Source organism: Streptomyces sp. NPDC053367, from assembly GCF_044545925.1.
Lineage (GTDB): Bacteria > Actinomycetota > Actinomycetes > Streptomycetales > Streptomycetaceae > Streptomyces.
The window spans coordinates 412564-436204 of the sequence record NZ_JBITYN010000007.1 but is presented as its reverse complement, the minus strand read 5'-3'; the positions used below and the strand labels follow the sequence as shown (position 1 = coordinate 436204).

Here is a 23641-nt window from a genome sequence, read left to right as displayed (position 1 = left end):
GAGGCCATGGAGATACGTCACCGCCTGCCGGCATCCGCGGGCATGCGGGCCGCCCGGGACCTGCTGCTGCGCTGCCGGCTCTGGCTGACCGCCCGGCTGTGGGCGCCGCGCGTCGCCGTGCGCCGCCGCCGGCTGCGGCGCACGGTCCCCGGGCTGCGCCGTGTCGCCTTCGGACCGCAGCGGCTGTACGGCCGGACCGTCACGGCCTACACCGCCGCGGAGGCCGTCGAGGCCGACCTCGCGCAGGTGTGCGACCTGCTGGAGGCGGCGGGGGTGCCGTACTTCCTGGTGCCCTCCGAGCACGGGCACGGCGCGCCGCGGCAGGTGGTGGGTGTCGCCGACACCCATCGCCGTACGGTGCTGGCGCAGGCCGCGCGGAGTCTCTCGGGCACGGCGGCGTACGCCGGCGCGGTGGCCGCGGACGGAACGGTGTCCGGCGCGGTGCTGTGGGCCGACGGCAAGCTGCCGCGGGCCCTGCGCCGGGCCGCGGTGCTGCGGATCGGCGAGGTGCGCCTCGGACCCGCCGGGCAGGTGCTCAGCGGCCTGGAGGCGGGCTGCGACATCGAGTTCTGGCGGCACGGCCGGGACCTGGGCGCGGAGCCCGGCCATCTCACGGTCCCCGGCGACAAGCTGGAGGACGTGTACGCCGCCGCGCTGGTCGCCCCGCGCCGCAACCCGGTCTCCGAGGTCGTCCCCGAGGCCGCGCAGAAGCCGGCCACGGTCGGCTTCCACCGCCGTCCGGTGCCGACCTTCGCCGCGTTCGCCGAGCCCGGCATCGACGAGGTGCTGTTCCCGGTCGACGCCGTCTACACCTGGGTCGACGGCAACGACCCGGCGATGGCCGCCAAGCGCCGCGCACACCAGGAGCGTTCCGACAACGACATCGCCGCCCGCGAGACCGGCGCCTCCCGCTACACCAGCCACGACGAGCTGAAGTACGCCCTGCGCTCGCTGGAGATGTACGCCGGTTTCGTACGGCACGTGTATCTGGTGACCGACTCGCAGGTGCCGGACTGGCTGGACCCGGAGGCCGAGGGCATCACGGTCGTCGACCACCGGGACATCCTCCCGGCGGACGCCCTGCCGGTGTTCAACTCGCACGCGATCGAGAGCCGGCTGCACCACATAGCGGGCCTTTCGGACCACTACCTGTACTTCAACGACGACGTGTTCATCAACCGTCCCGTGCAGGCAGGGCACTTCTTCCACGGCAACGGCATCGCGCGGATCCCGTTCTCGCCGCTGAAGCTGGGTGTCGGCACCCCGCATCCGCTGGAGCCGGCGCCCAATTCGGCGGGCAAGAACACCCGCGAGGTGATCAAGCGGTTCCACGGCCGGCAGATCACCAACAAGTCGCTGCACACGCCGCACCCGCAACTCCTCTCGGTGATGCGGGAGATGGAGGCCCTGGAGATCGAGGAGCTGCGGCGCACCTCGTACTCCCGGTTCCGCTCCACCTCGGACCTGGCACCCGCGTCGACGCTGCACCACCACTGGGCGCTGGCGACCGGCCGGGCCGTACCGGCGGAGTACCTCTTCCGGTACGTGCAGCTCGGCTCGCCGGACATGCGGCAGCGCCTCGCGCGGCTCGCGGCCGGTGAGGACGTCGACTTCTTCTGTCTGAACGACGTGGACACGCCCCCGGCGGCGCGGGCCGCGGCCCAGCGGGCGATCGGGGCGTTCCTGGAGCGCAAGTACCCCTTCCCCAGCCGGTTCGAGCGCCGCGCCCAGGTCGCCGCGCCGCGGCCCGCCGGGCGGCCCGCACGTCGGCGGACGCGCGAGAAGGAGCCGGTGCAGCCGGTCGATTGACGGGGAGCGTCAATCCAGTGGCGCGGGCGGCAGTCACCTTCGTAAGTTGTGGCTGCCGCTTTTGCCGCTTACCGCCGTGGGGGATCGCGCGATGTCACCAGCCTCGTTGAGACGTGCCGCCCGGGAGACCGTCTCGGGTCTTCCGAGGGAGTTCTGGTGGCTGTGGACCAGCACGCTGGTCAACCGGCTCGGCGCGTTCGTCGCCACCTTCATGGCGCTGTACCTCACCCTGGACCGCGGCTACTCCGCCTCGTACGCCGGTCTGGTCGCCTCCCTGCACGGCCTCGGCGGTGTCATCTCCTCGCTCGGCGGGGGCGTGATGACGGACCGGCTGGGCCGGCGCCCGACCCTGCTGATCGCGCAGACCGCGACGGCCCTGTCGGTGGCCCTGCTCGGCTTCATGCACCACCCCGTCGCCATCGCGGCCGTGGCCTTCCTGGTCGGCATGGCGTCCAACGCCTCGCGGCCCGCCGTGCAGGCGATGATGGCCGACATCGTGCGCCCCGAGGACCGGGTGCGGGCGTTCTCCCTCAACTACTGGGCGATCAACCTCGGCTTCGCGGTCTCCTCCATGGCGGCCGGTTTCATCGCGGAGTTCAGCTATCTCGCCGGCTTCCTGATCGAGGCCGGCATGACCCTGCTCTGCGCGGTCGTGGTGTTCCTGAAGCTGCCCGAGTCCAAGCCCGTGAGGACCGCCGCGGAGGAGGCCGGGGGCGAGGCGGTCGGCCTCGGCACGGTGCTGCGCGACGGCCGTTTCATGGGCGTCGTCGGCCTGTCCTTCCTCATCGCGGTGATCTTCCAGCAGGGCGCGGTGGGCCTGCCCGTGGCCATGGGCGCGGCCGGCTTCACGCCCGCGGACTACGGCCTGGCCATCGCCGTCAACGGCGTCCTGATCGTCGCCCTGCAGATCCCGGTGACCCGCTTCATCGAACACCGCGACCCGCAGCGCCTGCTGGTCGTCTCGGCGCTCCTCGCGGGCTACGGCTTCGCCCTCACGGCCTTCGCCGGCTCGGTCGCGGCCTTCGCCCTGACGGTGTGCGTGTGGACCCTCGCCGAGATCGTCAACGCGCCCACCCAGACCGGCATCGTCGTCCGTCTGTCCCCCGTCCACGGCCGCGGCCGCTACCAGGGCATGTACACCCTGTCCTGGTCCGTCGCCGCCCTCGTCGCCCCCCTGATGTCCGGCCTCCTCATCGACCGCTTCGGCGCCGAGTGGCTGTGGGGGCTGTGCGCCGTCGTCGGCACGGTGACCGCGGTGGGCTACTGGCTGCTGATGCGCTCGCTGCCCGCGGAGCCGGCGCGGGCGGAGGCCCAGCCGTCCGCGGGGCGTCCGGTCCGCCGGGACGAGTCGGAGCCGGTGACGGGCTGACGCCACCGGGGGAACGGCCCGGTGATGTGATCCGGGCCACATCCTGTCACACCCCCCGGACCCCCGGTGTCTTGAGGTCGAACGCGCTACGGACGACGGACGCGGACGACGGAGGAGACACCATGAACGAGGACACGCAGGTGGTCGTGGTCGGCGGCGGGTACGCCGGGGTGATGGCGGCCAACCGGCTGACGCAGCGGGACGACGTGACCGTGACACTGGTCAACCCGCGGCCGGGCTTCGTGCACCGGGTGCGGCTGCACCAGCACGCCGGGGGCACCGGCGAGGCGGTCGTCGCGTTCCGGGACGTGCTGGCCCAGCGCGTGCGGCTGGTCGTCGACAGCGTGGAGCGGATCGACGCCGACGGACGGGCCGTCGCGCTGAAGAGCGGGGAGAGCATCCGGTACGACTACCTCGTCTACGCCGTCGGCAGCGGAAGCGCCGACCCCAGCGTGCCGGGCGCGGCCGAGTTCGCACACGCGCTCGGCACCCTGGAGGAGGCCGAGCGGCTGAAGCCCGTGCTCGACGCGGCCGGCACCACCGTGCCCGTGGTCGTCGTCGGGGCCGGGCCGACCGGTATCGAGGTCGCCTCCGAACTCGCCGAGCAGGGCCGCCCCGTGACCCTGGTGTGCGGCGGGGTCCTGGGCCCGTCCCTGCACCCGCGGGGCCGGCGTTCGGTGGCCGGGCGGATGGCGAAGCTCGGGGTGACCGTGCTCGACGGGCCCGGCAGCAAGGTGACGGCCGTGACCCGGGACGCCGTACGGCTCGCCGACGGCCGCGAGGTCGCGAGCGGCGTGACCGTCTGGAGCGCCGGCTTCGCCGTGCCCGACCTGGCCGCGCGCAGCGGACTGAGCACCGACGAGGCGGGCCGCCTGCTCACCGACGAGACCCTGACCAGCGTCGACGACCCCCGGATCCTCGCGGCCGGCGACTCGGCGGCGCCCTCGGGCGTGCCGCTGCGCATGAGCTGCCAGGCCGCGATGCCGCTGGGCGCCCGCGCCGCCGACACGATCCTCAGCCGGCTCGCCGGCGAGCAGCCCGAGAACCTCAAGACGTACTTCTTCGGGCAGTGCATCAGCCTGGGCCGCCGCCACGGCATCTTCCAGTTCGCCCACCGGGACGACGTCGCCCTGTGGTTCCACGTGGGCGGCCGTCCCGGCGCGCGCCTGAAGGAACTCGTCTGCAACGTCATCGTCAAGCACCTGACCGAGGAGGCGCACAAGCCCGGCGGATACCGCCTGCACCGTGCCGCGGGCAGCCCCAAGCGGCAGCAGATGCTCCAGGCCCGGCGCGACGAGGCCGTCGTGACGACATGAGCGGCCACGCCCCCGAGCACGACCCGGAACCCGGCCCGGTTCCGGAGGAGACCGACCGGGCCGTCGAGCGGGCGACCGACGCCTTCGTCGCCCACCGCAACCTCCTCTTCACGGTCGCCTACGAGATGCTCGGCTCCGCCGCCGACGCCGAGGACGTCCTCCAGGAGACCTGGCTGCGCTGGGTGCGGGCCGACCTGCGGCAGGTCCGCGACCCGCGCGCCTACCTGGTGCGGATCACCACCCGGCAGTCCCTCAACCGGCTGCGCACCGTGAGGCGCCGCAAGGAGGCCTACGTCGGCCAGTGGCTGCCCGAGCCGCTGCTCACGGCGTCGGACGTGGCGGAGGACGCCGAGCTCGCCGAGAGCGTGTCGATGGCGCTGATGCTGGTCCTGGAGAGCCTCACGCCGACCGAGCGGGCCGTGTTCGTGCTGCGCGAGGTGTTCGACGTCGGGTACGACGAGATCGCGGAGGCCGTCGGGAAGACCCCGGCGGCCGTCCGCCGGATCGCCCACCGGGCCCGCCGGCACGTCGACGCCCGCCGCCCGCGCAGGACGGCCACGCCCGGCGAGGCCTGGGCGGTGCTGGAGTCGTTCCGGCGGGCGCTGGACACCGGCGACCCGCGGGACCTGCTCGACGTGCTCGCCCCCGACGTCGTCCTGGTCAGCGACGGCGGCGGCGTCAGGCGGGCCGCGCTGCGCCCGGTCGTCGGCGCCGAGAAGGTGGTCCGCTTCTACCTCGGCGGCATCCGCAAGGTCAGCGCCACCGTCACCAGCGAACCGACCCTCGTCAACGGCAGCCCCGCACTCGTCGTACGCCTGGACGGCGAGCTCGACGGCGTCATGGCGCTGCGCGTCGAGGACGCCCGCATCACCGGCCTGTACTTCGTGCGGAACCCGGAGAAATTGACCCATGTGGCGTCGGGGACACCGCTCACCCTGCGCTGAACAGTCCATCAGTACGAAGGGAACCCCAGCATGACCGCGACCCTGACCGCTCCCACGCCGAAGGCCGCCCGCACCCTCGCCCTCCTGAAGACCGCCGTAGCCCTGCAGACGCTCGGCATCTTCTTCCAGGCGTCCACCGCCGGCCTGCTGCTGACCTCCTCGCAGGGCGAGACGCTGCACAGCGTCGGAGCGCGCGTGATGTACGGCGCGTCCATGCTGTACGTGCTCGCCGCGGTCCTCGCGTGGCGGCCGGGCGGCGGCTCGCCCCGACCCCTCCTGTACTCCTCCGGCTTCCTCGTCCTCGCCTCGGTACAGGTCGTCCTGGGCGTCACGCACACCGCGTCGCTGCACGTCCCGCTGGGCGTGCTGATGTTCGGCCTGAGCGTGCTGGACCTGGCGCGGGTGCTGACCGCGCGCCGGCCGTAGGGCGGTCAGACCGTGAGCGGGACCGGGTGCACCTCGTCGGCGGGGTGGCCGGCGCGTTCGTGGATGCGCTGCACCGCGTCGGCCGAGGGCGCCTCGGACAGGCAGTAGACGACGCCGGACTCGGGATCGGCCCAGGCCCGCTCGAAGTGCACGGCCTCGTCCTCCTCGATGGCGAGGTCGGCCCGGTGGGCCTCCATCAGCTGGTCGGCCGTGATGCCCTTCATCCCGCGGTGGACGTCCATGAACTGGGGCATGGCCGGACACCTCCTTCCCGGGGGGGCGGCGCCATGAACGGCGCCGGAGTGGCTGCACCTCCATGGTGCGCCCGCCCCACGGCCCCGGCGACACGGCGAAGGCCCCCGGTGTCCCGCGACACCGAGGGCCTCACGTCATGTCGTCAGCCGCACTGGCAGGGGTTGCCCGACTGGCACCCGCAGCCGCAGCCCGAGCCGCAGCCGCACGCCGCGATCAGGGTCAGGTTCCTGATCTCGGCGGGCCGCTCGGTCGGGCGTTCCTGTGCGGGGTCGGACGTGCCGCTGCGCGCGGCGGGGGACTCGGCCATGGTTCCTCCTGGAGAGGCAGGTGCCTGCCCCCATTGCATGCCCGCCCCGCCAGGCGCATCAACGGCGCACGGAGGCGAAGCCACGCCCACCGGGAGCAGGCCCCGAGACGGCCCCGAGACGGCCCGAGACGGTCCGAGACGGCCCCGAGACGGCCCGCGAGGACTGCCGGGAGCCGGCCCCGGCCCGGACGGAGCGGTCAGGAGCCGGTCGTCAGGAGCTGGGGCGCCAGGAGCTGGGGCGCCACAAGCCGGCCGTCAGGAGCCGGCCGTCAGGCCTAGATCTCCTGCTGCACATCCGCCTGCAGCTCGTCCGCGTGCTCACCCGTCACCAGGAACACCACCCGCTTGGCCACCGACACCGCGTGGTCCGCGAACCGCTCGTAGTAGCGGCCCAGCAGCGTCACGTCGACCGCCGTCTCGATGCCGTGCTTCCAGCGGTCGTCCATCAGGTGCTGGAAGAGCGTGCGGTGGAGCAGGTCCATCGCGTCGTCGTCCTGCTCCAGCTGCATCGCCAGGTCGATGTCCTTGGTGATGATGACCTCCGCCGCCTTCGCCATCAGGCGCTGCGCGAGCTGGCCCATCTCCAGGATGGTGGCGTGCAGGTCCTGCGGGACCGCGCGCGCGGGGAAGCGCAGCCGGGCCAGCTTCGCCACGTGCTGGGCGAGGTCGCCGGAGCGCTCCAGGTCGGCGGACATCCGCAGCGACGTCACCACGATGCGCAGGTCCGTCGCGACCGGCTGCTGCCGCGCGAGCAGCGCTATCGCCCGCGCCTCCAGCTCGTGCTGCAGCTCGTCGACCTTCTTGTCGGCCTCGATCACCGCCTCGGCCAGCTTCAGGTCGGCGTCGAGCATGGCGGTCGTGGCGCGCCCGATCGCCGAGCCGACCAGCCGGGCCATCTCCACCAGACCGTCGCCGATCGAGTCCAGTTCCTCGTGGTACGCGTCCCGCATCAGGGTTCCCTCTCGTACGTGTGTCCCAGGGGTCGGGCCCCTTCGGCCTCTCGGGGGTTCCGCCCCCACACTCCCACGTTCGGCCCTCTACGCGTCCGATTCCGCCACCTCGAATGAACCGGTACTGGCTCCCAGGTGAACTCTGGGCGACGAGTGTTCGAGGTCGCACTCGCACGGCTGTGGCCAGTCCGTATCCCATGCCTAACCTGGGGGCATGGACGTGAACGCGGCGGTCGCCGCAGCGGCAGCGATCGCCGGAGTGCTCACCGGTGTCATCGCCATGCTGGCGTTCCGCTGGAGCGAACGCGACCTGAAACGCCCCACCCGGACCTCCCTGCACACCGAGGCGGTGCTGCCGCCCGGCGTGGACACCGTCCTGTCGGTGCTGCGCTCCTCGGCGGTCGTCCTCGACGAGGCCGACGCCGTCGTCAAGGCCAGCTCGGCGGCGTACGCCCTGGGTCTGGTGCGCGGCGGCGAGCTCGCCGTCGAGCCGATGCTGCAGATGGCCCGCGACACCCGGCGCGACGGTGAGATACGCCAGGTCGAGCTGGACCTGCCCAGGCGCGGAAGCGGCCGCGGCGAGGCCCTCGCGGTCTCCGCCCGGGTCGCCCCGCTGGGCTCGCGGCTGGTGCTGCTGCTGGTCGAGGACCTCACCGAGGCCCGGCGCATCGAGGCGGTGCGGCGGGACTTCGTCGCGAACGTCAGCCATGAGCTGAAGACCCCGGTCGGCGCGCTCTCCCTGCTCTCCGAGGCCGTCATGGACGCCTGCGACGACCCCGAGGCCGTGCAGCGCTTCGCGGGCCGGATGCAGATCGAGGCGACCCGGCTGACCAACCTCGTGCAGGAGCTGATCGACCTCTCCCGGGTGCAGAACGACGACCCGCTGGAGGACGCCGAACCGGTCCGGGTCGACGAACTGGTCGCCGAGGCCATCGACCGCTGCCGGCACCAGGCATCCACCAAGCAGATCACCATGGCCGCGGGCGGCACCGCCGAGCTGCACGTGTGGGGCCATCGCGGCCAGCTCGCGGCCGCCCTCGGCAATCTCGTCGAGAACGCCGTCAACTACTCGCCCGCCCGCACCCGCGTCGGCATCGCCGCGCGCCGGGTGACCGCCCCGGGCGGGGACTTCATCGAGATCGCCGTCACCGACCAGGGCATCGGCATATCCGACAAGGACAAGGAGCGCATCTTCGAGCGCTTCTACCGCGTCGACCCGGCCCGCTCCCGCGCCACCGGCGGTACGGGGCTCGGCCTGGCGATCGTCAAGCACGTGGCCGCCTCGCACGGCGGGGAGGTCACGGTGTGGAGCTCCGAGGGACAGGGCTCCACGTTCACCCTGCGGCTGCCGGAGGCGGGGGCCTCCCGCGACCGCGCGCAGCAGCACCCCGCCCTCGACGAAGAGAGCGGAGCGGGATCGGCCGGGCACGCAGCCGGAAGCTCCCGCACGACGTCTTCCCCCACCCCCGAGTCAACCGCGTACCAGACGCTTTCCGCCCCGGAGGTCCTTCCGTGACCCGTGTGCTCGTCGTCGAGGACGAGGAGTCCTTCTCCGACGCCCTGTCGTACATGCTCCGCAAGGAGGGCTTCGAGGTCGCCGTCGCGACCACCGGCCCCGACGGACTCGACGAGTTCGAGCGCAACGGCGCCGACCTCGTGCTCCTCGACCTGATGCTGCCCGGCCTGCCGGGCACGGAGGTGTGCCGTCAGCTGCGTGGCCGCTCCAACGTTCCCGTGATCATGGTGACCGCCAAGGACAGCGAGATCGACAAGGTCGTGGGCCTGGAGATAGGGGCCGACGACTACGTCACCAAGCCCTTCTCCTCCCGCGAGCTGGTCGCCCGCATCCGCGCGGTGCTGCGCCGCCGCGGCGAGCCGGAGGAGGTCGCCCCGGCCGCCCTGGAGGCGGGACCGGTCCGCATGGACGTCGACCGCCATGTCGTCACCGTCTCCGGCTCCAAGATCGACCTCCCGCTGAAGGAGTTCGACCTCCTGGAGATGCTGCTGCGCAACGCCGGGCGCGTCCTGACCCGGATGCAGCTCATCGACCGCGTCTGGGGCGCCGACTACGTGGGCGACACCAAGACCCTCGACGTCCACGTCAAGCGCCTGCGCGCCAAGATCGAGCCCGACCCGGGCGCGCCGAGGTACCTGGTGACGGTGCGGGGGCTGGGCTACAAGTTCGAGCCGTAGACACGGTCGTACGACGACGAAGGGCGGGACCTCCGTGGAGGTCCCGCCCTTCGGGCGTCCGGCGGGTCAGTGCGCGGCGGCGCTCTCCGAGGCGGAGGCGGACGCCTCGTCCGACGGCGTGCCCGAGGGGGACTCGGACGCGCCCTCGGAGGGCTCGCCGCTCTCGGAGGCGGACGCCGAGGCGCTGCCCTCCGGGGCGGACGGGACGTCGGCCGGACCCCAGGAGCTGAAGTAGCTCTCGGCGGGGACCACGAGGGCCGCCAGGCTGACGTCGCCGGTCTCGCTGAACGCGAAGGTGACCTTCTGGTTGGCGCCGTCGGCCAGCGCCGCGGCGTCCTGGAGCAGGGCGGTGGCGTTGCCGTCACCGCCGATCACGACCGAGCCGCCGGCCGGGACGGTCAGCGCGCCCGAGCCCTCGGCGGGCTTGATCTCGGCCTCGCCGACGCCGTCCACGGTGATGGACTCGACCGTCTGGGCGGAGTCGCCGGAGTTGTAGAGGGTGGCGGACACCGCGGCGGGGCCTTCGGACTCGCGCTCGGGCTGGATGATCACCAGCGCGTTCTGGACCTTGATGTCGCCGACGCTGGTGGCCGCGTTGTCCGGCTTGATCCCGAGGGTCTGCGCGTCGTTCCCGGCACCGCACGCGGCGAGCGAGGCGAAGGAGAACGCGATGACGGAGGCGGCGAGGGCGCCGCGTCGAAGGCTGCTGCTCACGGCGGCGGCAACTCCTTGAACGCAGGGGCGGCTCTCCTGATAAAGCCGCCCTAAGTGTCTGTCAGCGGCCCCAGGTTACCGAGCCGTTCCTGTGCCGCCGCACCCGACCCTCCCCCCGGCCCGTCGCGTCGCTCGGCAGGGGGTACCGAGACCGGTCGCCGGCGCGCCGGTCACTTCACCCGGCGCGGTCCGGCATTCACACAATCCCGCCTCGCGAAAGCGCGAGGATCCGCTCGCAAATTTTCCGTGAAGGAATGCGCCAAGGCGCCGGAAATTGATCATCCGCGACCGTGGCGTACGCCTGAGCGGACCAATTCCGGAATCGTCTTGTACCCGACTCCTCTCACCGAACGGAGTAGCGGAAGTCGATCACTTGGAAGCGGACATTTCGGGATGTTCGTCCGCTTGGCGGAGGCTCCGGAGGTGTGCAACGTGCACGTTTCGCCCCGCCCGAACAACCGCTCCGACCTGCGAATACCTGGTTCCGCGGACCCGTCGCAGCATGTTCCTGTCGCTGTTGTCAAGCCCCGAGATATGCCCTGACCTGCGAAAACGCCATTCAGAAGACGCCGTATCCGTGTTACCCTGGATAGCCACGGAAGGGGTACCTGTCACATGACGTTCAAGGTTGGCGACACCGTGGTCTATCCCCATCACGGGGCCGCGCTGATCGAGGCCATCGAAACTCGCCAGATCAAAGGCGTGGACAAGACCTACTTGGTGCTGAAGGTCGCCCAGGGTGACCTGACGGTACGTGTGCCAGCGGACAATGCGGAGTTCGTCGGCGTGCGTGATGTGGTCGGCCAGGACGGGCTGGACCGGGTCTTCGAGGTGCTGCGCGCGCCGTACGCCGAGGAGCCCACGAACTGGTCCCGTCGCTACAAGGCAAACCTGGAGAAGCTTGCCTCCGGTGATGTCATCAAGGTCGCGGAAGTCGTGCGTGACCTGTGGCGTCGCGAGCGCGAGCGCGGACTGTCCGCCGGTGAGAAGCGCATGCTCGCCAAGGCTCGCCAGATCCTGGTGAGCGAACTCGCCCTCGCGGAGAACACCAACGAGGACAAGGCCGAGGCCCTGCTCGACGAGGTTCTCGCCTCCTGAACCGAGCGGTGTGAACCCGCCCGGCCCAGCACGCCCAGCACATCGAAATGCCGCGGTGCCCGATGACACTAGGACTGTCGCCGGGCGCTGCGGCATGTCCGTACACGGAGTACGGGATGTCGTACGCCCGAGCCGTACGCCGAGGGGAGACCCCCCGGTACTGTGCGGGCCCGGGACGATGGCTCGACCGGAGTCACGGAAGGGGCCGGTCGGACCACGTGCCAAGCACGCCGACTGAGGCCATACCCACCAAGGCCGCGCACACAAACCTGACAGGAAGCGATGTCTGACGTTTCGCGCCCTTCACCCTCGGACACCGGCTCCGAGGCCCGCCCGGCACGCACGGCCGCCGTCATCCCGGCCGCTGGCCGGGGCGTCCGTCTCGGCCCCGGCGCCCCCAAGGCGCTCCGCGCCCTGAACGGCACGCCGATGCTCATCCACGCGGTGCGCGCCATGGCCGCCTCCCGCGCGGTGTCCCTGGTGGTGGTCGTGGCCCCGCCGGACGGCGCCGCCGAGGTGAAGTCCATGCTCGACGCGCACGCGCTGCCCGGGGGTACCCCCAGCGGTAGCTGGGGGAGCACCGACTTCCTGGTCGTGCCCGGCGGCGCGTCCCGTCAGGAGTCCGTCAGGCTCGGCCTGGACGCGCTGCCGCCCGGCTACGACATCGTCCTGGTGCACGACGCCGCCCGCCCGCTGGTCCCGGTCGACACCGTCGACGCCGTGATCGAGGCGGTCCGCGAGGGCGCCCCCGCCGTGGTGCCCGCCCTTCCGCTCGCCGACACGGTGAAGGAGGTCGAGCCCGCGACCGCCCCCGGCACCCCGGAGCCGGTCGTCGCCACCCCCGAGCGCGCCCGCCTGCGCGCGGTGCAGACCCCGCAGGGCTTCGACCGGGCCACCCTGGTCCGCGCCCACGAGACGGTCACCGGCGACGTCACCGACGACGCGAGCATGATCGAGCAGCTCGGCGTCCCGGTCGTGACCGTCCCCGGCCACGAGGAGGCCTTCAAGGTCACCCGCCCCCTCGACCTCGTCCTCGCCGAGGCGGTCCTCGCCCGCAGGAGGCTCAACGATGGCTTCTGAGGCGCCTCTCCTTCCCCAGGTCGGCATCGGCACCGACATCCACGCCTTCGAGGAGGGCCGCGACCTGTGGTGCGCGGGCCTGAAGTGGGAGGGCGAGGGCACGGGCCTCGCCGGGCACTCCGACGCGGACGTCGTCGCCCACGCCGCCTGCAACGCCCTGTTCTCCGCGGCCGGGCTCGGGGACCTGGGGCAGCACTTCGGCACGGGCCGCCCCGAGTGGTCCGGTGCCTCGGGCGTGACCCTGCTGACCGAGGCCGCGCGGATCGTCCGCGAGGCGGGCTTCGTCATCGGCAACGTCGCCGTCCAGGTCGTCGGTCCCCGCCCGAAGATCGGCAAGCGCCGCGACGAGGCGCAGAAGATCCTCTCCGAGGCGGCCGGCGCTCCCGTCTCCGTCTCCGGCGCCACCACCGACGGCCTCGGCTTCCCCGGACGCGACGAGGGCCTGATGGCGATCGCGACCGCACTGGTGGCGAGGAAGCAGGCCTGACGAAACAGGCCTACGGCGCCACGCACCACCCGCCGCCCACTACCCTGGACCCGTGACTATTCGCCTGTACGACACCAGCGCCCGGCAGATTCGTGACTTCACCCCGCTCACGCCGGGCTGTGTCTCGATCTACCTGTGTGGCGCCACCGTCCAGGCGGCCCCGCACATCGGGCACATCCGGTCGGGGCTGAACTTCGACATCATGCGCCGCTGGTTCGAGTACCGCGGCTACGACGTCACGTTCATCCGCAACGTCACCGACATCGACGACAAGATCATCACCAAGGCCGCCGACCAGGGCCGCCCCTGGTGGTCCATCGGCTACGAGAACGAGCGCGCCTTCAACGACGGCTACCGCGCCCTCGGCTGCCTGCCGCCCACCTACGAACCGCGCGCCACCGGCCATGTCACCGAGATGGTCGAGATGATGCGCGGCCTGATCGAGCGCGGTCACGCCTACGAGGCCGACGGCAGCGTCTACTTCGACGTCCGCTCCTGGCCCTCGTACCTGGAGCTGTCCCGGCAGGACCTGGACGAGATGCGGCAGCCCGCCGAGGAGGGCATCACCGGCAAGCGCGACCCGCGCGACTTCGCCATGTGGAAGGCGACCAAGCCGGGCGAGCCCGACTGGGAGACGCCGTGGGGCCGCGGCCGCCCCGGCTGGCACCTGGAGTGCTCGGCGATGGCCCACAAGTACCTGGGCTCCGCCTTCGACATCCACGGCGGCGGCCTGGACCTGATCTTCCCGCACCACGAGAACGAGATCGCCCAGGCCAAGGCCTACGGCGACGAGTTCGCCCGGTACTGGGTGCACAACGCCTGGGTCACCATGAGCGGCGAGAAGATGTCCAAGTCGCTCGGCAACAGCGTCCTCGTCTCCGAGATGGTCAAGCACTGGCGGCCCGTCGTCCTGCGCTACTACCTCGGCACCCCGCACTACCGCTCGATGATCGAGTACAGCGAGGACGCCCTGCGCGAGGCCGAGTCGGCGTACGCCCGGATCGAGGGCTTCGCGCAGCGCGTCGTCGAGCTCGCCGGGGGCCCGGTCGAGCCCGCCGCCGAGGTGCCGCCGGCCTTCGCCGACGCGATGGACGACGACCTCGGTGTCCCGCAGGCGCTCGCCGTCGTCCACACCACCGTCCGGCAGGGCAACAGCGCCCTCGCCGCCGACGACAAGGACGCCGCCGTCGCCCGCCTCGCCGAGGTCCGCGCCATGCTCGGCGTCCTCGGCCTCGACCCGCTCGACCCGCTCTGGGCCGGCGAGTCGGACCAGGGCGAGGAGCTGCACGGCGTCGTCGACAGCCTCGTCCGCCTGGTCCTCGACCAGCGTGAGGCGGCCCGCGCCCGCAAGGACTGGGCCACCGCCGACGCCATCCGCGACCAGCTCAAGCAGTCCGGGCTCGCCATCGAGGACAGCCCGCAGGGCCCGCGCTGGAGCATCGGCCGCTGACCACCGCGAATGTGCCGCCCGGCCTCCTGGGCGGCACACTTGCCACGACGTACGTATCCAGTTCTCAGAACACCCGAAAAGACAGGTAGCTCATGGCAGCCAACAACCGCCGCATGTCCGGCAAGAAGGGCGCGCAGGTCGGCAGTGGCGGCCAGCGGCGCAGGGGCCTGGAGGGCAAGGGGCCGACCCCGCCCGCCGAGATGCGCAAGGGCCACAAGAAGAACCGCCTCGCCAACGCCAAGGCGAAGCAGTCGGTGCGCCGCCCCGCGCCCAAGGGCCGCGGCGGCAAGTCCGCCTCCGAGCTGGTCGTCGGCCGCAACCCGGTCGTCGAGGCGCTGCGCGGCGGCGTCCCCGCCTCCACGCTCTACGTCCAGCAGTTCATCGACAACGACGAGCGGGTCCGCGAGGCGCTGCAGCTCGCGGCCGACCGCGGCGGCATCAACCTCATGGAGGCGCCCCGCCCCGAGCTCGACCGCATGACCAACGGCCTGAACCACCAGGGCCTGGTCCTGCAGGTCCCGCCGTACGAGTACGCGCACCCCGAGGACCTCCTCGACGCCGCCGCGGACGAGGGCGAGGACCCGCTGATCGTCGCGCTCGACGGGGTCACCGACCCGCGCAACCTCGGCGCCGTCGTCCGCTCGGTCTCCGCCTTCGGCGGGCACGGCGTGGTCGTGCCCGAGCGCCGCGCGGCCGGTATGACCGCCGGCGCCTGGAAGACGTCCGCCGGTACGGCCGCCCGTACGCCGGTCGCCCGGGCCACCAACCTGACCCGCGCGCTGGAGCAGTACAAGAAGGCGGGCGTCACGGTGATCGGGCTCGCCGCCGACGGTGAGGCCGAGGTGGGCGAACTGGAGGCGCTGGGCGGGCCGGTCGTCATCGTCGTGGGCAGCGAGGGCAAGGGCCTGTCGCGGCTGGTCGGCGAGACCTGCGACTTCCGTGTGCGCATCCCCATGCCGGGCGGCGCCGAGTCGCTGAACGCCGGTGTGGCCGCGGGCATCGTGCTGTACGAGGCGGCGCGCCGACGCGCCTGAACGCACGTCCACAGGATCACCCGTACAGGGCAATCCTGGCGTCCAGGGCAAGCTTGACGGGGTCCGGACAGATCCGGCAGGTCAAGACAGTGTCCTAACCTCGCGTCACTCGGTTAGATGAGTGTGGACACCAGAACACCCCGCACACCCACGGGGGACCGCTCGTCGGGATTCACTTCCGGACCCGACGACGCTCCCGCGCTGAGCATGGTGAAGGTGCCGAGCGACCCGGCGCAGATCATCGTCAACCATGCGAGTTTCCGCGTGCAGTTGGGCGCCTCCTCGCGGCGCGCCCAGTCCGTGCGGGTCGCACGGCACCTGAGCGCCACCGAGGACACCGCCCGCATCCCCGCCGGCGCGGCGGGCGCGGCGGCCGGGCCCGGCGGCGCCCGTCGCCGCCCCGTCGTCTGGAGCGGCCGCTCGGCCCCCGACGACACCGGCGCCCACCGCCTGCTCCAGGCCGTGCGCACTGCGGGCGTCCGCCCCGCCGAGGAAGCCGACGCCGGCGCCACCCAGGTCATCCCGCGTGTCGGCGTCACCGGCCCCGGCTACGACCACGGTTACGACGACGGCTACGACGACGTCTACGACGGGCTCGACCAGACCGTCGAGACCCCCGTCGTCGGCGCCCAGCGCACCCCCGACGGCGCCGGCACCCGCCTCCTGCCCGCCATGCGCACCGTGGGCAGCGCCTACGACGAACCCGGCTACGACGCCCGGTACGCCGACGGTCCCGACACCGACCCGGACACCGACCTCGACGGCACGCGACGCCGCGGCGGACGGCACGCCGACGACCCCGCGCGGCACGCCTACTACCCCGGCCGCCGCCTGAACCTCGGCGTCGTCCTCCTCCCGCTGCGCATCTTCCTCGGCTTCATCTCCATCTACGCCGGCATGGGCAAGCTGTGCGACCCCGTCTACTTCGACGGCGGCAAGCGCGGCTCCATGGTGAAGTGGCTCAACACCCTCCACCCGTGGGAGGTCGCCGAGCCGCTGCGCCAGTTCGCCCTCGAGCACCCCGTCGGCTCCGGCCTCGTCATCGCCTTCGCGCAGGTCGTCGTCGGCGTCCTGACGGTCCTGGGCTGCTGGCAGCGGGTCGCCGCCGTGTTCGGGGCGCTGCTGTCGGCCGCGCTGCTCGTCACCGTCAGCTGGAAGAGCGTCCCCGCCTACGACACCCCCGACATCATCTACCTCGCCGCCTGGTCGCCGCTGATCATCGCCGGCGCCCCCGTCTACTCCGTCGACGGCCGCCTCGCCGGCATGGCCTGGCGCCGGCTCGGCCCCCGCTCCGACATCTGGGACCTGCGCCGCTACGTCCTGCGCCGCGGCGCCCTGGTCACCGCCGTCGCCACCGGCCTGACCCTGCTGCTGGGCTCGCTGCTCGGCGGAGCCGTCCGCGACGCCGACCGGATCGTCGTCCCCGGCCCCGGCGGCATCCCGCGCAACGAACTGCCCGGCTCGCCGCTGCCGCAGGAGCCCGGGAAGCGCGAGAAGAAGGAGAGCAGCAGCCCCTCCGCCGCCACGACGCCCACCGAGGAGGCCGCCACCTCGGCCGCCCCCACCGCGGGCGCCGCGACCACACCCGGCGCCACCCAGGACGACGCCCCCGCGGGCAGCGCCCCCAGCCAGACGCAGGGCACGGTCGGCGAGGCCCCGCCGCAGCAGTCCATCCCGGCCCAGGAGCAGCCCCCGAGCACCAGCACCGGCCCCGCCTCCGGCGGCGCCACGTCCTCCGGCGGCACCGGCTCCGGAGGAGGCGACTCCGGTGGTGGCGGGGCACCCGCCCCCGAGGAGCCCGGCCTGGTCGGCGGCCTCCTGGGCTGACGCCCGGCCGGCTCCACGACGACGGGGTCCCGCATCTGCAGCAGATGCGGGACCCCGTCGTCGTACGCCCCGGGGAGGCCGGGGCGGAGGCGGCTCTAGCGGCCCATGGCCGCCAGTTCCTTCGCGGCCTCCGTGAGGTCCTTGGCGGTGTCGATGGCGCGCCAGTAGGCGCCCTGGGGGAGCGGGAAGCCGGCCAGGCGGTGCTCACGGGCCAGGTGCGGGAACGTGGTGCGCTCGTGGTCGCCGCGCTCGGGGAGCAGGCCGGCGAACTCGGGGGAGAAGACGTAGACGCCGGCGTTGATCTCGAAGGTCGACGGCGGGGCCTCGATGAAGTCCGTGATGTGGCCGAAGCCGTCCGTCTGGACGGCGCCCCACGGGATGCGCGGGCGGGCCAGGGCGAGGGTCGCGACGGCGTCGCGCTCGGTGTGGAAGTCGGCCATGTCCCGCAGGGAGAAGCGGGTCCAGATGTCGCCGTTGGTGGCGTACCAGGGCCGGTCCGGGTGGGGCAGGTGCGCGGCGGCGTACTTCAGGCCGCCGCCGCGGCCGAGGGGCTCGGTCTCGACGACCGTGGTGACGTTCAGCGGCAGGTCCGCGGTGTCGAGCCACTTCTGGAGCACCTCGGCGAGGTGGCCGCAGCTGACGACGACGTGGGTGACGCCCTCCTCGGCGAGCCAGGCGAGCTGATGGCCGATGATCGGCGTGCCCGTGCCCGGGATCTCCACCATCGGCTTGGGACGGTCGTCGGTGTACGGGCGCAGGCGTGAGCCCTGGCCTCCGGCGAGGACCACGGCCTGGGTGGGGCGGGAGGCGGCGTTCGGGTCGGTCATGCCCGAACTTTACGCGGGCGCTGTTCCGGGGCCGCAGGCGCCTGTGGGGGCGGGGGTTCTGCGCATGTGCGGCCGCGGGCCGTCGTGTGTTGCTCGCGCAGTTCCCCGCGCCCCTGGGGCGTCGCCCCTTGCGGGGCGTTTCTCGGCGATTCAGCCCGTCGCGACCATGACTCCCGACGCGTACGCCGTGTCGCAGACCGGGCGGGCGAAGGACTGGGCTCGCTTGGGGCCGTAGAGGGCGACCGCGGCCCGGCCGAGGGCGCGGGCGATGGAGGTGCAGTGCTCGGCGAGCGAGGGACGCTCGTCGACGGCCTGCTGGAGGTGGGTGAGGGCGATGCCGGGGTCCTTCTCCTGGAGCTCGGTCAGGAGCTGGTCGCGCAGCCGCTCGTGCGGGCGGCGCGGGGCGGCCGGCTTGGCGTCGTCGGAGACGGTGGTGTCCGACGCGGTGAGCACCGAGGTCGACGGGTCGCCCGACCAGTTGACCCGGGTCACCGCGAGGGTCCCGGAGAGCACCAGGACGACGGGCAGGACGAGGGCGAGGCTGCGGCCGATCCGGCGGGCAGGGCCCCGGCCGCTTCGCGTCTGGGTGGTGGTGGAGTGCTTCACGCTGGGCAGCGTAGCCTCTGGTAATGATTTGGCGACATTTAGTCACCGGTTCGGGGGATGAGAAGGTGCCGATTTCGGGGTAACGGGTTGACGCCCGCTGCTCGAAATGCGGGGTTTGCCGGGGTATTCGTCGACAGCGAAGAGGGCCCCGCGGGAGTCTGCGGGGCCCTCTTCGTCAACCTGGGTGAATTACCCGGGGATGTTCCGCGGTTGCGGGTTTCAGTCGGACAGGCGCGCGCCGGTCGAGGTGGAGAAGACGTGCGTCTCACCGGCCCGCGGGACGACGTGCAGCGTGCTGCCCTTCTCCGGGACGTCACGGCCGCCGACGCGGACGACGAGGTCCTTGGACGCGCCGCCGACGTTGGCGGTGCCGTAGACGAACGCGTCGGAGCCGAGCTCCTCCACGACGTTGACGACGACCTCGACACCGAGGTCGGACTCCGGGCCCGCCACGTCGAAGTGCTCGGGGCGCACGCCGACCGTGACGGTCTTGTCGCTGGTGGCGGAGAGCGCGTCGCGCTGTACCGGCACCACCGAGTTGCCGAACTTCACGCCGCCGTCGGCGACCGGGACCTCGACCAGGTTCATGGCCGGGGAGCCGATGAAGCCGGCGACGAACAGGTTCGCGGGCTTGTCGTACATGTTGCGCGGGGTGTCGACCTGCTGGAGCAGACCGTCCTTGAGGACCGCGACCCGGTCGCCCATGGTGAGGGCCTCGACCTGGTCGTGGGTGACGTAGACGGTGGTGATGCCGAGGCGGCGCTGCAGCGAGGCGATCTGCGTACGGGTGGAGACACGGAGCTTGGCGTCCAGGTTGGACAGCGGCTCGTCCATGAGGAACACCTGCGGCTCACGCACGATCGCGCGGCCCATGGCGACACGCTGGCGCTGACCGCCCGAGAGGGCCTTCGGCTTGCGGTCCAGGTACTCGGTCAGGTCGAGGATCTTCGCGGCCTCCTCGACCTTCTTGCGGATCTCCGCCTTGTTGACGCCGGCGATCTTGAGCGCGAAGCCCATGTTGTCGGCGACCGTCATGTGCGGGTAGAGCGCGTAGTTCTGGAACACCATGGCGATGTCCCGGTCCTTCGGCGGCAGGTGCGTGACGTCGCGGTCACCGATGCGGATCGCGCCGCCGTTGACGTCCTCGAGACCCGCGAGCATCCGCAGGGAGGTGGACTTGCCGCAGCCGGAAGGACCGACCAGGACGAGGAACTCGCCGTCCGCGATCTCGATGTCCAGAGCGTCGACGGCGGGCTTTTCGGAACCCGGGTAGATCCGGGTCGCCTTGTCGAAAGTGACAGTGGCCATGGCTCAGAGGCCCCCTTCTACCGGCAGGAACGTGCCGGACGATCCGTTGTAGGAAGGTGGTTGGTGTAGTCCACGCGAGTGAACCGTGCAGGACGCTACCTGCCGTCCACCCACTCTGTCAGTACCTGGACCTCTGTGAACTTCGCGGAAATTTTCGACGGGCCCCCGCCCGGGCCTGGGTACACTGCCTGGGCGCGCTCCTGAAGCGCACAGGCCTCCTTAGCTCAGCTGGTTAGAGCGCCGCTCTTGTAAAGCGAAGGTCGTCGGTTCGAATCCGACAGGGGGCTCTGGGTGGAAGCCCAGGCCGGCCGGGGCCGGCCTGGGCTTTTGTTATGCCTTGGCCAGGGCTGTCAGGGCCTCGTCCGTCAGGCGGTACACCGTCCACTCGTCCTGGGGTACGGCGCCCAGGGAGCGGTAGAAGCCGATGGCGGGTTCGTTCCAGTCGAGGACCGACCACTCCAGGCGCTGGTAGCCGCGTTCGACGCAGAGGCGGGCCAGGGTGGTCAGGAGGGCCTTGCCGTGGCCGCCGCCTCGGGCGGACGGGCGGACGTAGAGGTCCTCCAGGTAGATGCCGTGGGTGCCGCGCCAGGTGGAGAAGTTCAGGAACCAGAGGGCGAAGCCGACGGGGGTGCCCGTGGCGTCGTCCTCGGCGATGTGGGCGTAGGCGGCGGGGCGGTCGCCGAACAGGGCGTCGTGGAGCTGGGCCTCGGTGGCCTTGGCCTCGTGCGGGGCCTTCTCGTACTCCGCCAGTTCGCGGATCAGGGTGTGCAGGACGGGGATGTCGGCCGGGGTCGCTGTGCGGATCATGAGTGGAGCGTAGAACGGAGCCGGCGGGCGATCTCCAGGTTTTCGGGGGCCGGGGGAAGGCCCTCCTCGGTGGCCCAGACCGCGTTCTGCAGGGCCCTCGCCATCGTCCAGGCGGCCGCCCGGGCCCGGTCCAGGGACATCTCGCCGGTCATCGTGTCGAAGCGCGGCAGGATCTCGTCCACGTCGAAGCGGTTCAGCAGGGCCGGCAGCAGCTCGAACGCGGGGTCGCCCGCCAGCGGTTTCGGGTCGATCGCCAGCCAGGGGGCGCGCTCGGACGCCAGGACGTTGTCGTAGTGCAGGTCCCAGTGCAGCAGGCGGTCGCCCGGGTCGGCCGCCACCTCGGCCGTGGCCGACGCGCAGTCGGTGAGGAGGCGGCGGACCGGCTCGTAGGGGACACGGGCCAGGGCCTTGGGCGTGCGGTCCAGGAGGGCCCGGGTGATGTCGCCCAGGTCGCGCAGTCCCCGTGGGGCCCTTGTCGCGGTGAGGCGCACGAGCAGCCCCGCGACGATGCGCGCCGCCTCGCGGGTGTCGGGGTGGCTGGAGAGCGGGCGGGCCGCGTCCAGGCGTTCCAGGAGCATGGTGCCGGTGGCCGGGTCGTGGTCGAGGAGGCGTACGGCGCCGTCGCCGGCCCAGGCGCGCAGGGCGAGGGGCTCGTCCGTGGTCTCCGGGTCCTGGAGCTGGAGCTTGAGCGCGGCCCGGGTGTCGTGGCCGCGTACGACCGGGAGGACCAGGGCGCAGACGCCGTAGCGGGGCGGGCCGTCGGGGCGCAGGTTCCAGCGGTCCAGGAACGTGGTGATCAGGGCCGGGAGTGCGGCGATGAACGCGCGGCCGGCCTCGCCGTTGTACCGCGCCTGGGTCGCGGCCAGTTCCTCCGGGATGTCGGTCACCGGGCCGAGGCTACCGGCGCGCGGGCGTCCGGCCCACGGGTCCGGATTCCGTGGCCGGGCCGGGCCGGGCGGCGGCCGCCGCGCGTCGTGCACGTCGCGTACGGCGTTCCGCTCGCGCCGGGGCGCTGCTTCGCCGGTCCGATCTCGGGCATCTCGTCGCGCCGCCCGCCCTCGCCCCGGGGATCGGGTGCTGCCGCTGGTCAGAGGGGTGGGAAAGTACGGAATCCGAAGGAGACACCGGCGGTGGGGACGGGTTAACGTCCGCGCCATGAGCAGCGTTGTGGTCAACGGTGGTGTCTCCTTCTGGTACGCGCACGACGGGCTTCCGGCGGTGCGGGAGCCGCTCGCCGGGGACGCGTCCGCCGACGTGGTGATCGTGGGCGGCGGCTACACGGGCCTGTGGACGGCGTACTACCTGAAGAAGGCGGCGCCGTTCCTCCGGGTGACCGTGCTGGAGCAGCGGTTCTGCGGCTACGGCGCCTCCGGGCGCAACGGCGGCTGGCTGTACAACGGCATCGCCGGCCGCGACCGGTACGCGAAGCTGCACGGGCAGGACGCCGCCGTACGGCTGCAGCGGGCCATGAACGACACCGTCGACGAGGTCGTCTCCGTCCTCGCGGCCGAGGGCGTCGACGCCGACGTCCACAGGGGCGGCGTACTCGAAGTGGCCTGTACGCCCGCGCAGTTGGCGCGGCTGAAGGCGTTCCACGCGCACGAGCTGTCGTACGGCGAGAAGGACCGGGAGCTGTACGGCGCGCGGGAGACGGCGGAGCGGATCCGTGTCGCGGGCGCGGTCGGGTCGTCGTGGACGCCGCACGGGGCGCGGGTGCATCCGGCGAAGCTGGTCAAGGGGCTGGCGGCCGTGGTGGAGGCGCTGGGGGTGACCATCCACGAGGCGACGCCGGTCACGGAGATCCGGCCCAAGCACGCGGTGACGCCGTACGGCACGGTCCGCGCGCCCTATGTGCTGCGCTGCACCGAGGGGTTCACCGCGTCCCTGAAGGGGCAGCGGCGGACCTGGCTGCCGATGAACTCCTCGATGGTGGTGACCGAGCCGCTGAGCGAGGAGCAGTGGGAGTCGGTGGGCTGGGCCGGGCGGGAGACGCTCGGCGACATGGCGCACGCCTACATGTACGCGCAGCGCACCGCCGACGGGCGGATCGCGCTGGGCGGGCGCGGGGTGCCGTACCGCTTCGGGTCGAGGACGGACAACGACGGCCGTACGCAGCCGGAGACGGTCGAGGCGCTGCGGGAGATCCTGGTGCGGTTCTTCCCGCCGCTGGCCGGGGTGCGCGTCGAGCACGCCTGGTCGGGGGTGCTGGGCGTGCCGCGCGACTGGTGCGCGACGGTGACGCTGGACCGGTCGACGGGGCTCGGCTGGGCGGGTGGTTACGTCGGCTCGGGTGTGGCCACCGCGAACCTGGCCGGCCGGACCCTGCGGGACCTCGTGCAGCAGGACTCCGGGCAGGGCGGGCGGACCGAACTGACCGAGCTGCCCTGGGTGGGGCACAAGGTGCGGCGCTGGGAGCCGGAGCCGCTGCGGTGGCTGGGCGTGCAGGCGCTGTACGCGGCGTACCGGGCAGCCGACCGGCGCGAGACGGTCTCGCACAGTGCGGGGTCCTCGCGGATCGCGCGGGTGGCGGACCGGGTGTCCGGGCGGCACTGAGCGCTCCGCTCGGATTGCTCGGGTTCCGGTCCGTGCGGCGGGGCTTTGTGGGGCCTTGGGTGCGGCTTCCGTGCGGCTTCCGTTCCGCCGGGCGGGGTCTTGGGTGTGGCTTCCGGTCGGTCGGGCGGGCCGTGCGTGCGGCTTCCGTTTCCGGCTGACCGGGCCCTGCGTGAGGCGTTCGTCCCGTCTGGCGGGCCTGTCCGTGGGCGCCTGTTCCGTCTGGCGGGCCTGTCCGTGGGCGCCTGTTCCGCCTGGCGGGCCTTCCGTCGCCGCCTGTTCCG

General features: G+C 72.5%; 23 protein-coding genes and 1 tRNA gene. 15 read left to right on the top strand and 9 right to left on the bottom strand.

What is annotated here, in order from left to right:
* The first annotated feature begins 6 nt into the window (after positions 1 to 6).
* The 5 genes from ACIGXJ_RS21980 (at position 7) to ACIGXJ_RS21960 (ending at position 5864) form a co-directional block, all read left to right on the top strand.
* A complete protein-coding gene (locus ACIGXJ_RS21980) occupies positions 7 to 1809 on the top strand; it encodes a stealth conserved region 3 domain-containing protein (protein WP_399647885.1) in 1803 nt (600 codons plus the stop codon).
* Between the two features lie 91 nt (positions 1810 to 1900).
* Complete coding sequence (locus tag ACIGXJ_RS21975; protein WP_399647883.1) at positions 1901 to 3178, top strand: MDR family MFS transporter; 1278 nt, start codon at positions 1901 to 1903, stop codon at positions 3176 to 3178.
* A gap of 122 nt (positions 3179 to 3300) precedes the next feature.
* On the top strand, positions 3301 to 4494 hold the full coding sequence (locus tag ACIGXJ_RS21970) for an NAD(P)/FAD-dependent oxidoreductase (RefSeq protein ID WP_399647881.1): 1194 nt from the start codon (positions 3301 to 3303) through the stop codon (positions 4492 to 4494).
* Complete coding sequence (locus ACIGXJ_RS21965) at positions 4491 to 5438, top strand: RNA polymerase sigma-70 factor (protein WP_399647878.1); 948 nt, start codon at positions 4491 to 4493, stop codon at positions 5436 to 5438. Before ACIGXJ_RS21970 ends, ACIGXJ_RS21965 begins: the two co-directional genes overlap by 4 nt.
* A 30-nt stretch (positions 5439 to 5468) precedes the next feature.
* Entirely contained in the window at positions 5469 to 5864 is a 396-nt protein-coding gene (locus ACIGXJ_RS21960) for a hypothetical protein (protein WP_399647877.1), read from the top strand.
* 5 nt (positions 5865 to 5869) lie between these two features.
* Here ACIGXJ_RS21960 and ACIGXJ_RS21955 read toward each other — a convergent pair whose 3' ends face one another.
* The 3 genes from ACIGXJ_RS21955 to phoU form a co-directional block, all read right to left on the bottom strand.
* A complete protein-coding gene (locus ACIGXJ_RS21955; protein WP_399647874.1) occupies positions 5870 to 6118 on the bottom strand; it encodes an SCO4226 family nickel-binding protein in 249 nt (82 codons plus the stop codon).
* 143 nt (positions 6119 to 6261) lie between these two features.
* Positions 6262 to 6426: a hypothetical protein gene (locus ACIGXJ_RS21950; protein ID WP_399647873.1), complete on the bottom strand. Its 165-nt coding sequence runs from the start codon at positions 6424 to 6426 to the stop codon at positions 6262 to 6264.
* Positions 6427 to 6701: 275 nt separating this feature from the next.
* On the bottom strand, positions 6702 to 7376 hold the full coding sequence (gene phoU, locus ACIGXJ_RS21945) for a phosphate signaling complex protein PhoU (protein ID WP_399647870.1): 675 nt from the start codon (positions 7374 to 7376) through the stop codon (positions 6702 to 6704).
* A 214-nt stretch (positions 7377 to 7590) separates the two neighbouring features.
* Here phoU and ACIGXJ_RS21940 point away from each other — a divergent pair, with 214 nt between their 5' ends.
* Positions 7591 to 8892: a sensor histidine kinase gene (locus ACIGXJ_RS21940; RefSeq protein WP_399647868.1), complete on the top strand. Its 1302-nt coding sequence runs from the start codon at positions 7591 to 7593 to the stop codon at positions 8890 to 8892.
* On the top strand, positions 8889 to 9569 hold the full coding sequence (locus ACIGXJ_RS21935) for a response regulator transcription factor (RefSeq protein ID WP_355906010.1): 681 nt from the start codon (positions 8889 to 8891) through the stop codon (positions 9567 to 9569). Before ACIGXJ_RS21940 ends, ACIGXJ_RS21935 begins: the two co-directional genes overlap by 4 nt.
* A 66-nt stretch (positions 9570 to 9635) precedes the next feature.
* Here the strand turns inward: ACIGXJ_RS21935 and ACIGXJ_RS21930 are convergent, their stop codons facing one another.
* Entirely contained in the window at positions 9636 to 10283 is a 648-nt protein-coding gene (locus ACIGXJ_RS21930) for a copper chaperone PCu(A)C (RefSeq protein ID WP_399647865.1), read from the bottom strand.
* A 615-nt stretch (positions 10284 to 10898) separates the two neighbouring features.
* Here ACIGXJ_RS21930 and ACIGXJ_RS21925 point away from each other — a divergent pair.
* From ACIGXJ_RS21925 to ACIGXJ_RS21900, 6 genes are all read left to right on the top strand, one after another.
* The gene (locus tag ACIGXJ_RS21925) at positions 10899 to 11381 is read left to right on the top strand and encodes a CarD family transcriptional regulator (RefSeq protein ID WP_003953493.1); all 483 of its coding nucleotides are present in this window, start codon (positions 10899 to 10901) and stop codon (positions 11379 to 11381) included.
* Positions 11382 to 11663: 282 nt separating this feature from the next.
* Positions 11664 to 12461: a 2-C-methyl-D-erythritol 4-phosphate cytidylyltransferase gene (ispD, locus tag ACIGXJ_RS21920; protein WP_399647863.1), complete on the top strand. Its 798-nt coding sequence runs from the start codon at positions 11664 to 11666 to the stop codon at positions 12459 to 12461.
* Entirely contained in the window at positions 12451 to 12948 is a 498-nt protein-coding gene (gene ispF, locus ACIGXJ_RS21915; RefSeq protein WP_399647860.1) for a 2-C-methyl-D-erythritol 2,4-cyclodiphosphate synthase, read from the top strand. Before ispD ends, ispF begins: the two co-directional genes overlap by 11 nt.
* Positions 12949 to 13000: 52 nt before the next feature.
* Positions 13001 to 14398 (top strand): cysteine--tRNA ligase, encoded by a 1398-nt coding sequence (gene cysS / locus ACIGXJ_RS21910; protein ID WP_399647857.1) that lies wholly within the window; start codon positions 13001 to 13003, stop codon positions 14396 to 14398.
* A gap of 92 nt (positions 14399 to 14490) precedes the next feature.
* Positions 14491 to 15432: a 23S rRNA (guanosine(2251)-2'-O)-methyltransferase RlmB gene (rlmB, locus tag ACIGXJ_RS21905; RefSeq protein ID WP_399647855.1), complete on the top strand. Its 942-nt coding sequence runs from the start codon at positions 14491 to 14493 to the stop codon at positions 15430 to 15432.
* Positions 15433 to 15549: 117 nt separating this feature from the next.
* The gene (locus ACIGXJ_RS21900) at positions 15550 to 17259 is read left to right on the top strand and encodes a DoxX family membrane protein (RefSeq protein WP_399647852.1); all 1710 of its coding nucleotides are present in this window, start codon (positions 15550 to 15552) and stop codon (positions 17257 to 17259) included.
* Between the two features lie 95 nt (positions 17260 to 17354).
* Here ACIGXJ_RS21900 and ACIGXJ_RS21895 read toward each other — a convergent pair whose 3' ends face one another.
* From ACIGXJ_RS21895 to ACIGXJ_RS21885, 3 genes are all read right to left on the bottom strand, one after another.
* Positions 17355 to 18086 (bottom strand): NDP-sugar synthase, encoded by a 732-nt coding sequence (locus tag ACIGXJ_RS21895; protein WP_399647850.1) that lies wholly within the window; start codon positions 18084 to 18086, stop codon positions 17355 to 17357.
* A gap of 150 nt (positions 18087 to 18236) precedes the next feature.
* A complete protein-coding gene (locus tag ACIGXJ_RS21890) occupies positions 18237 to 18692 on the bottom strand; it encodes a hypothetical protein (RefSeq protein ID WP_399647848.1) in 456 nt (151 codons plus the stop codon).
* A 219-nt stretch (positions 18693 to 18911) separates the two neighbouring features.
* The gene (locus tag ACIGXJ_RS21885; RefSeq protein ID WP_399647844.1) at positions 18912 to 20000 is read right to left on the bottom strand and encodes an ABC transporter ATP-binding protein; all 1089 of its coding nucleotides are present in this window, start codon (positions 19998 to 20000) and stop codon (positions 18912 to 18914) included.
* Between the two features lie 213 nt (positions 20001 to 20213).
* Between ACIGXJ_RS21885 and ACIGXJ_RS21880 the strand changes: the two genes are divergently transcribed.
* Positions 20214 to 20287 (top strand) — tRNA-Thr (locus ACIGXJ_RS21880).
* A gap of 43 nt (positions 20288 to 20330) precedes the next feature.
* Here ACIGXJ_RS21880 and ACIGXJ_RS21875 read toward each other — a convergent pair.
* The gene (locus ACIGXJ_RS21875) at positions 20331 to 20807 is read right to left on the bottom strand and encodes a GNAT family N-acetyltransferase (protein ID WP_399647842.1); all 477 of its coding nucleotides are present in this window, start codon (positions 20805 to 20807) and stop codon (positions 20331 to 20333) included.
* Positions 20804 to 21694 (bottom strand): aminoglycoside phosphotransferase family protein, encoded by an 891-nt coding sequence (locus ACIGXJ_RS21870; RefSeq protein WP_399647840.1) that lies wholly within the window; start codon positions 21692 to 21694, stop codon positions 20804 to 20806. The genes ACIGXJ_RS21875 and ACIGXJ_RS21870 overlap by 4 nt, the downstream gene beginning before the upstream one ends.
* 268 nt (positions 21695 to 21962) lie before the next feature.
* Between ACIGXJ_RS21870 and ACIGXJ_RS21865 the strand changes: the two genes are divergently transcribed.
* Entirely contained in the window at positions 21963 to 23360 is a 1398-nt protein-coding gene (locus ACIGXJ_RS21865) for an NAD(P)/FAD-dependent oxidoreductase (protein WP_399647838.1), read from the top strand.
* Positions 23361 to 23641: the final 281 nt, after the last annotated feature.

Bases quoted from the DNA above. Each gene is read 5' to 3' on its own strand.
- ACIGXJ_RS21975 (WP_399647883.1), top strand. From the start codon at position 1,901: ATGTCACCAGCCTCGTTGAGACGTGCCGCCCGGGAGACCGTCTCGGGT.
- ispF (WP_399647860.1), top strand. From the start codon at position 12,451: ATGGCTTCTGAGGCGCCTCTCCTTCCCCAGGTCGGCATCGGCACCGAC.
- ACIGXJ_RS21885 (WP_399647844.1), bottom strand. From the start codon at position 20,000: ATGGCCACTGTCACTTTCGACAAGGCGACCCGGATCTACCCGGGTTCC.
- ACIGXJ_RS21940 (WP_399647868.1), top strand. From the start codon at position 7,591: ATGGACGTGAACGCGGCGGTCGCCGCAGCGGCAGCGATCGCCGGAGTG.
- rlmB (WP_399647855.1), top strand. From the start codon at position 14,491: ATGGCAGCCAACAACCGCCGCATGTCCGGCAAGAAGGGCGCGCAGGTC.
- ACIGXJ_RS21955 (WP_399647874.1), bottom strand. From the start codon at position 6,118: ATGCCCCAGTTCATGGACGTCCACCGCGGGATGAAGGGCATCACGGCC.
- ACIGXJ_RS21950 (WP_399647873.1), bottom strand. From the start codon at position 6,426: ATGGCCGAGTCCCCCGCCGCGCGCAGCGGCACGTCCGACCCCGCACAG.
- ispD (WP_399647863.1), top strand. From the start codon at position 11,664: ATGTCTGACGTTTCGCGCCCTTCACCCTCGGACACCGGCTCCGAGGCC.
- ACIGXJ_RS21865 (WP_399647838.1), top strand. From the start codon at position 21,963: ATGAGCAGCGTTGTGGTCAACGGTGGTGTCTCCTTCTGGTACGCGCAC.
- ACIGXJ_RS21900 (WP_399647852.1), top strand. From the start codon at position 15,550: ATGAGTGTGGACACCAGAACACCCCGCACACCCACGGGGGACCGCTCG.
- ACIGXJ_RS21970 (WP_399647881.1), top strand. From the start codon at position 3,301: ATGAACGAGGACACGCAGGTGGTCGTGGTCGGCGGCGGGTACGCCGGG.
- ACIGXJ_RS21965 (WP_399647878.1), top strand. From the start codon at position 4,491: ATGAGCGGCCACGCCCCCGAGCACGACCCGGAACCCGGCCCGGTTCCG.
- ACIGXJ_RS21895 (WP_399647850.1), bottom strand. From the start codon at position 18,086: ATGACCGACCCGAACGCCGCCTCCCGCCCCACCCAGGCCGTGGTCCTC.
- ACIGXJ_RS21960 (WP_399647877.1), top strand. From the start codon at position 5,469: ATGACCGCGACCCTGACCGCTCCCACGCCGAAGGCCGCCCGCACCCTC.
- phoU (WP_399647870.1), bottom strand. From the start codon at position 7,376: ATGCGGGACGCGTACCACGAGGAACTGGACTCGATCGGCGACGGTCTG.
- ACIGXJ_RS21980 (WP_399647885.1), top strand. From the start codon at position 7: ATGGAGATACGTCACCGCCTGCCGGCATCCGCGGGCATGCGGGCCGCC.
- ACIGXJ_RS21925 (WP_003953493.1), top strand. From the start codon at position 10,899: ATGACGTTCAAGGTTGGCGACACCGTGGTCTATCCCCATCACGGGGCC.
- ACIGXJ_RS21875 (WP_399647842.1), bottom strand. From the start codon at position 20,807: ATGATCCGCACAGCGACCCCGGCCGACATCCCCGTCCTGCACACCCTG.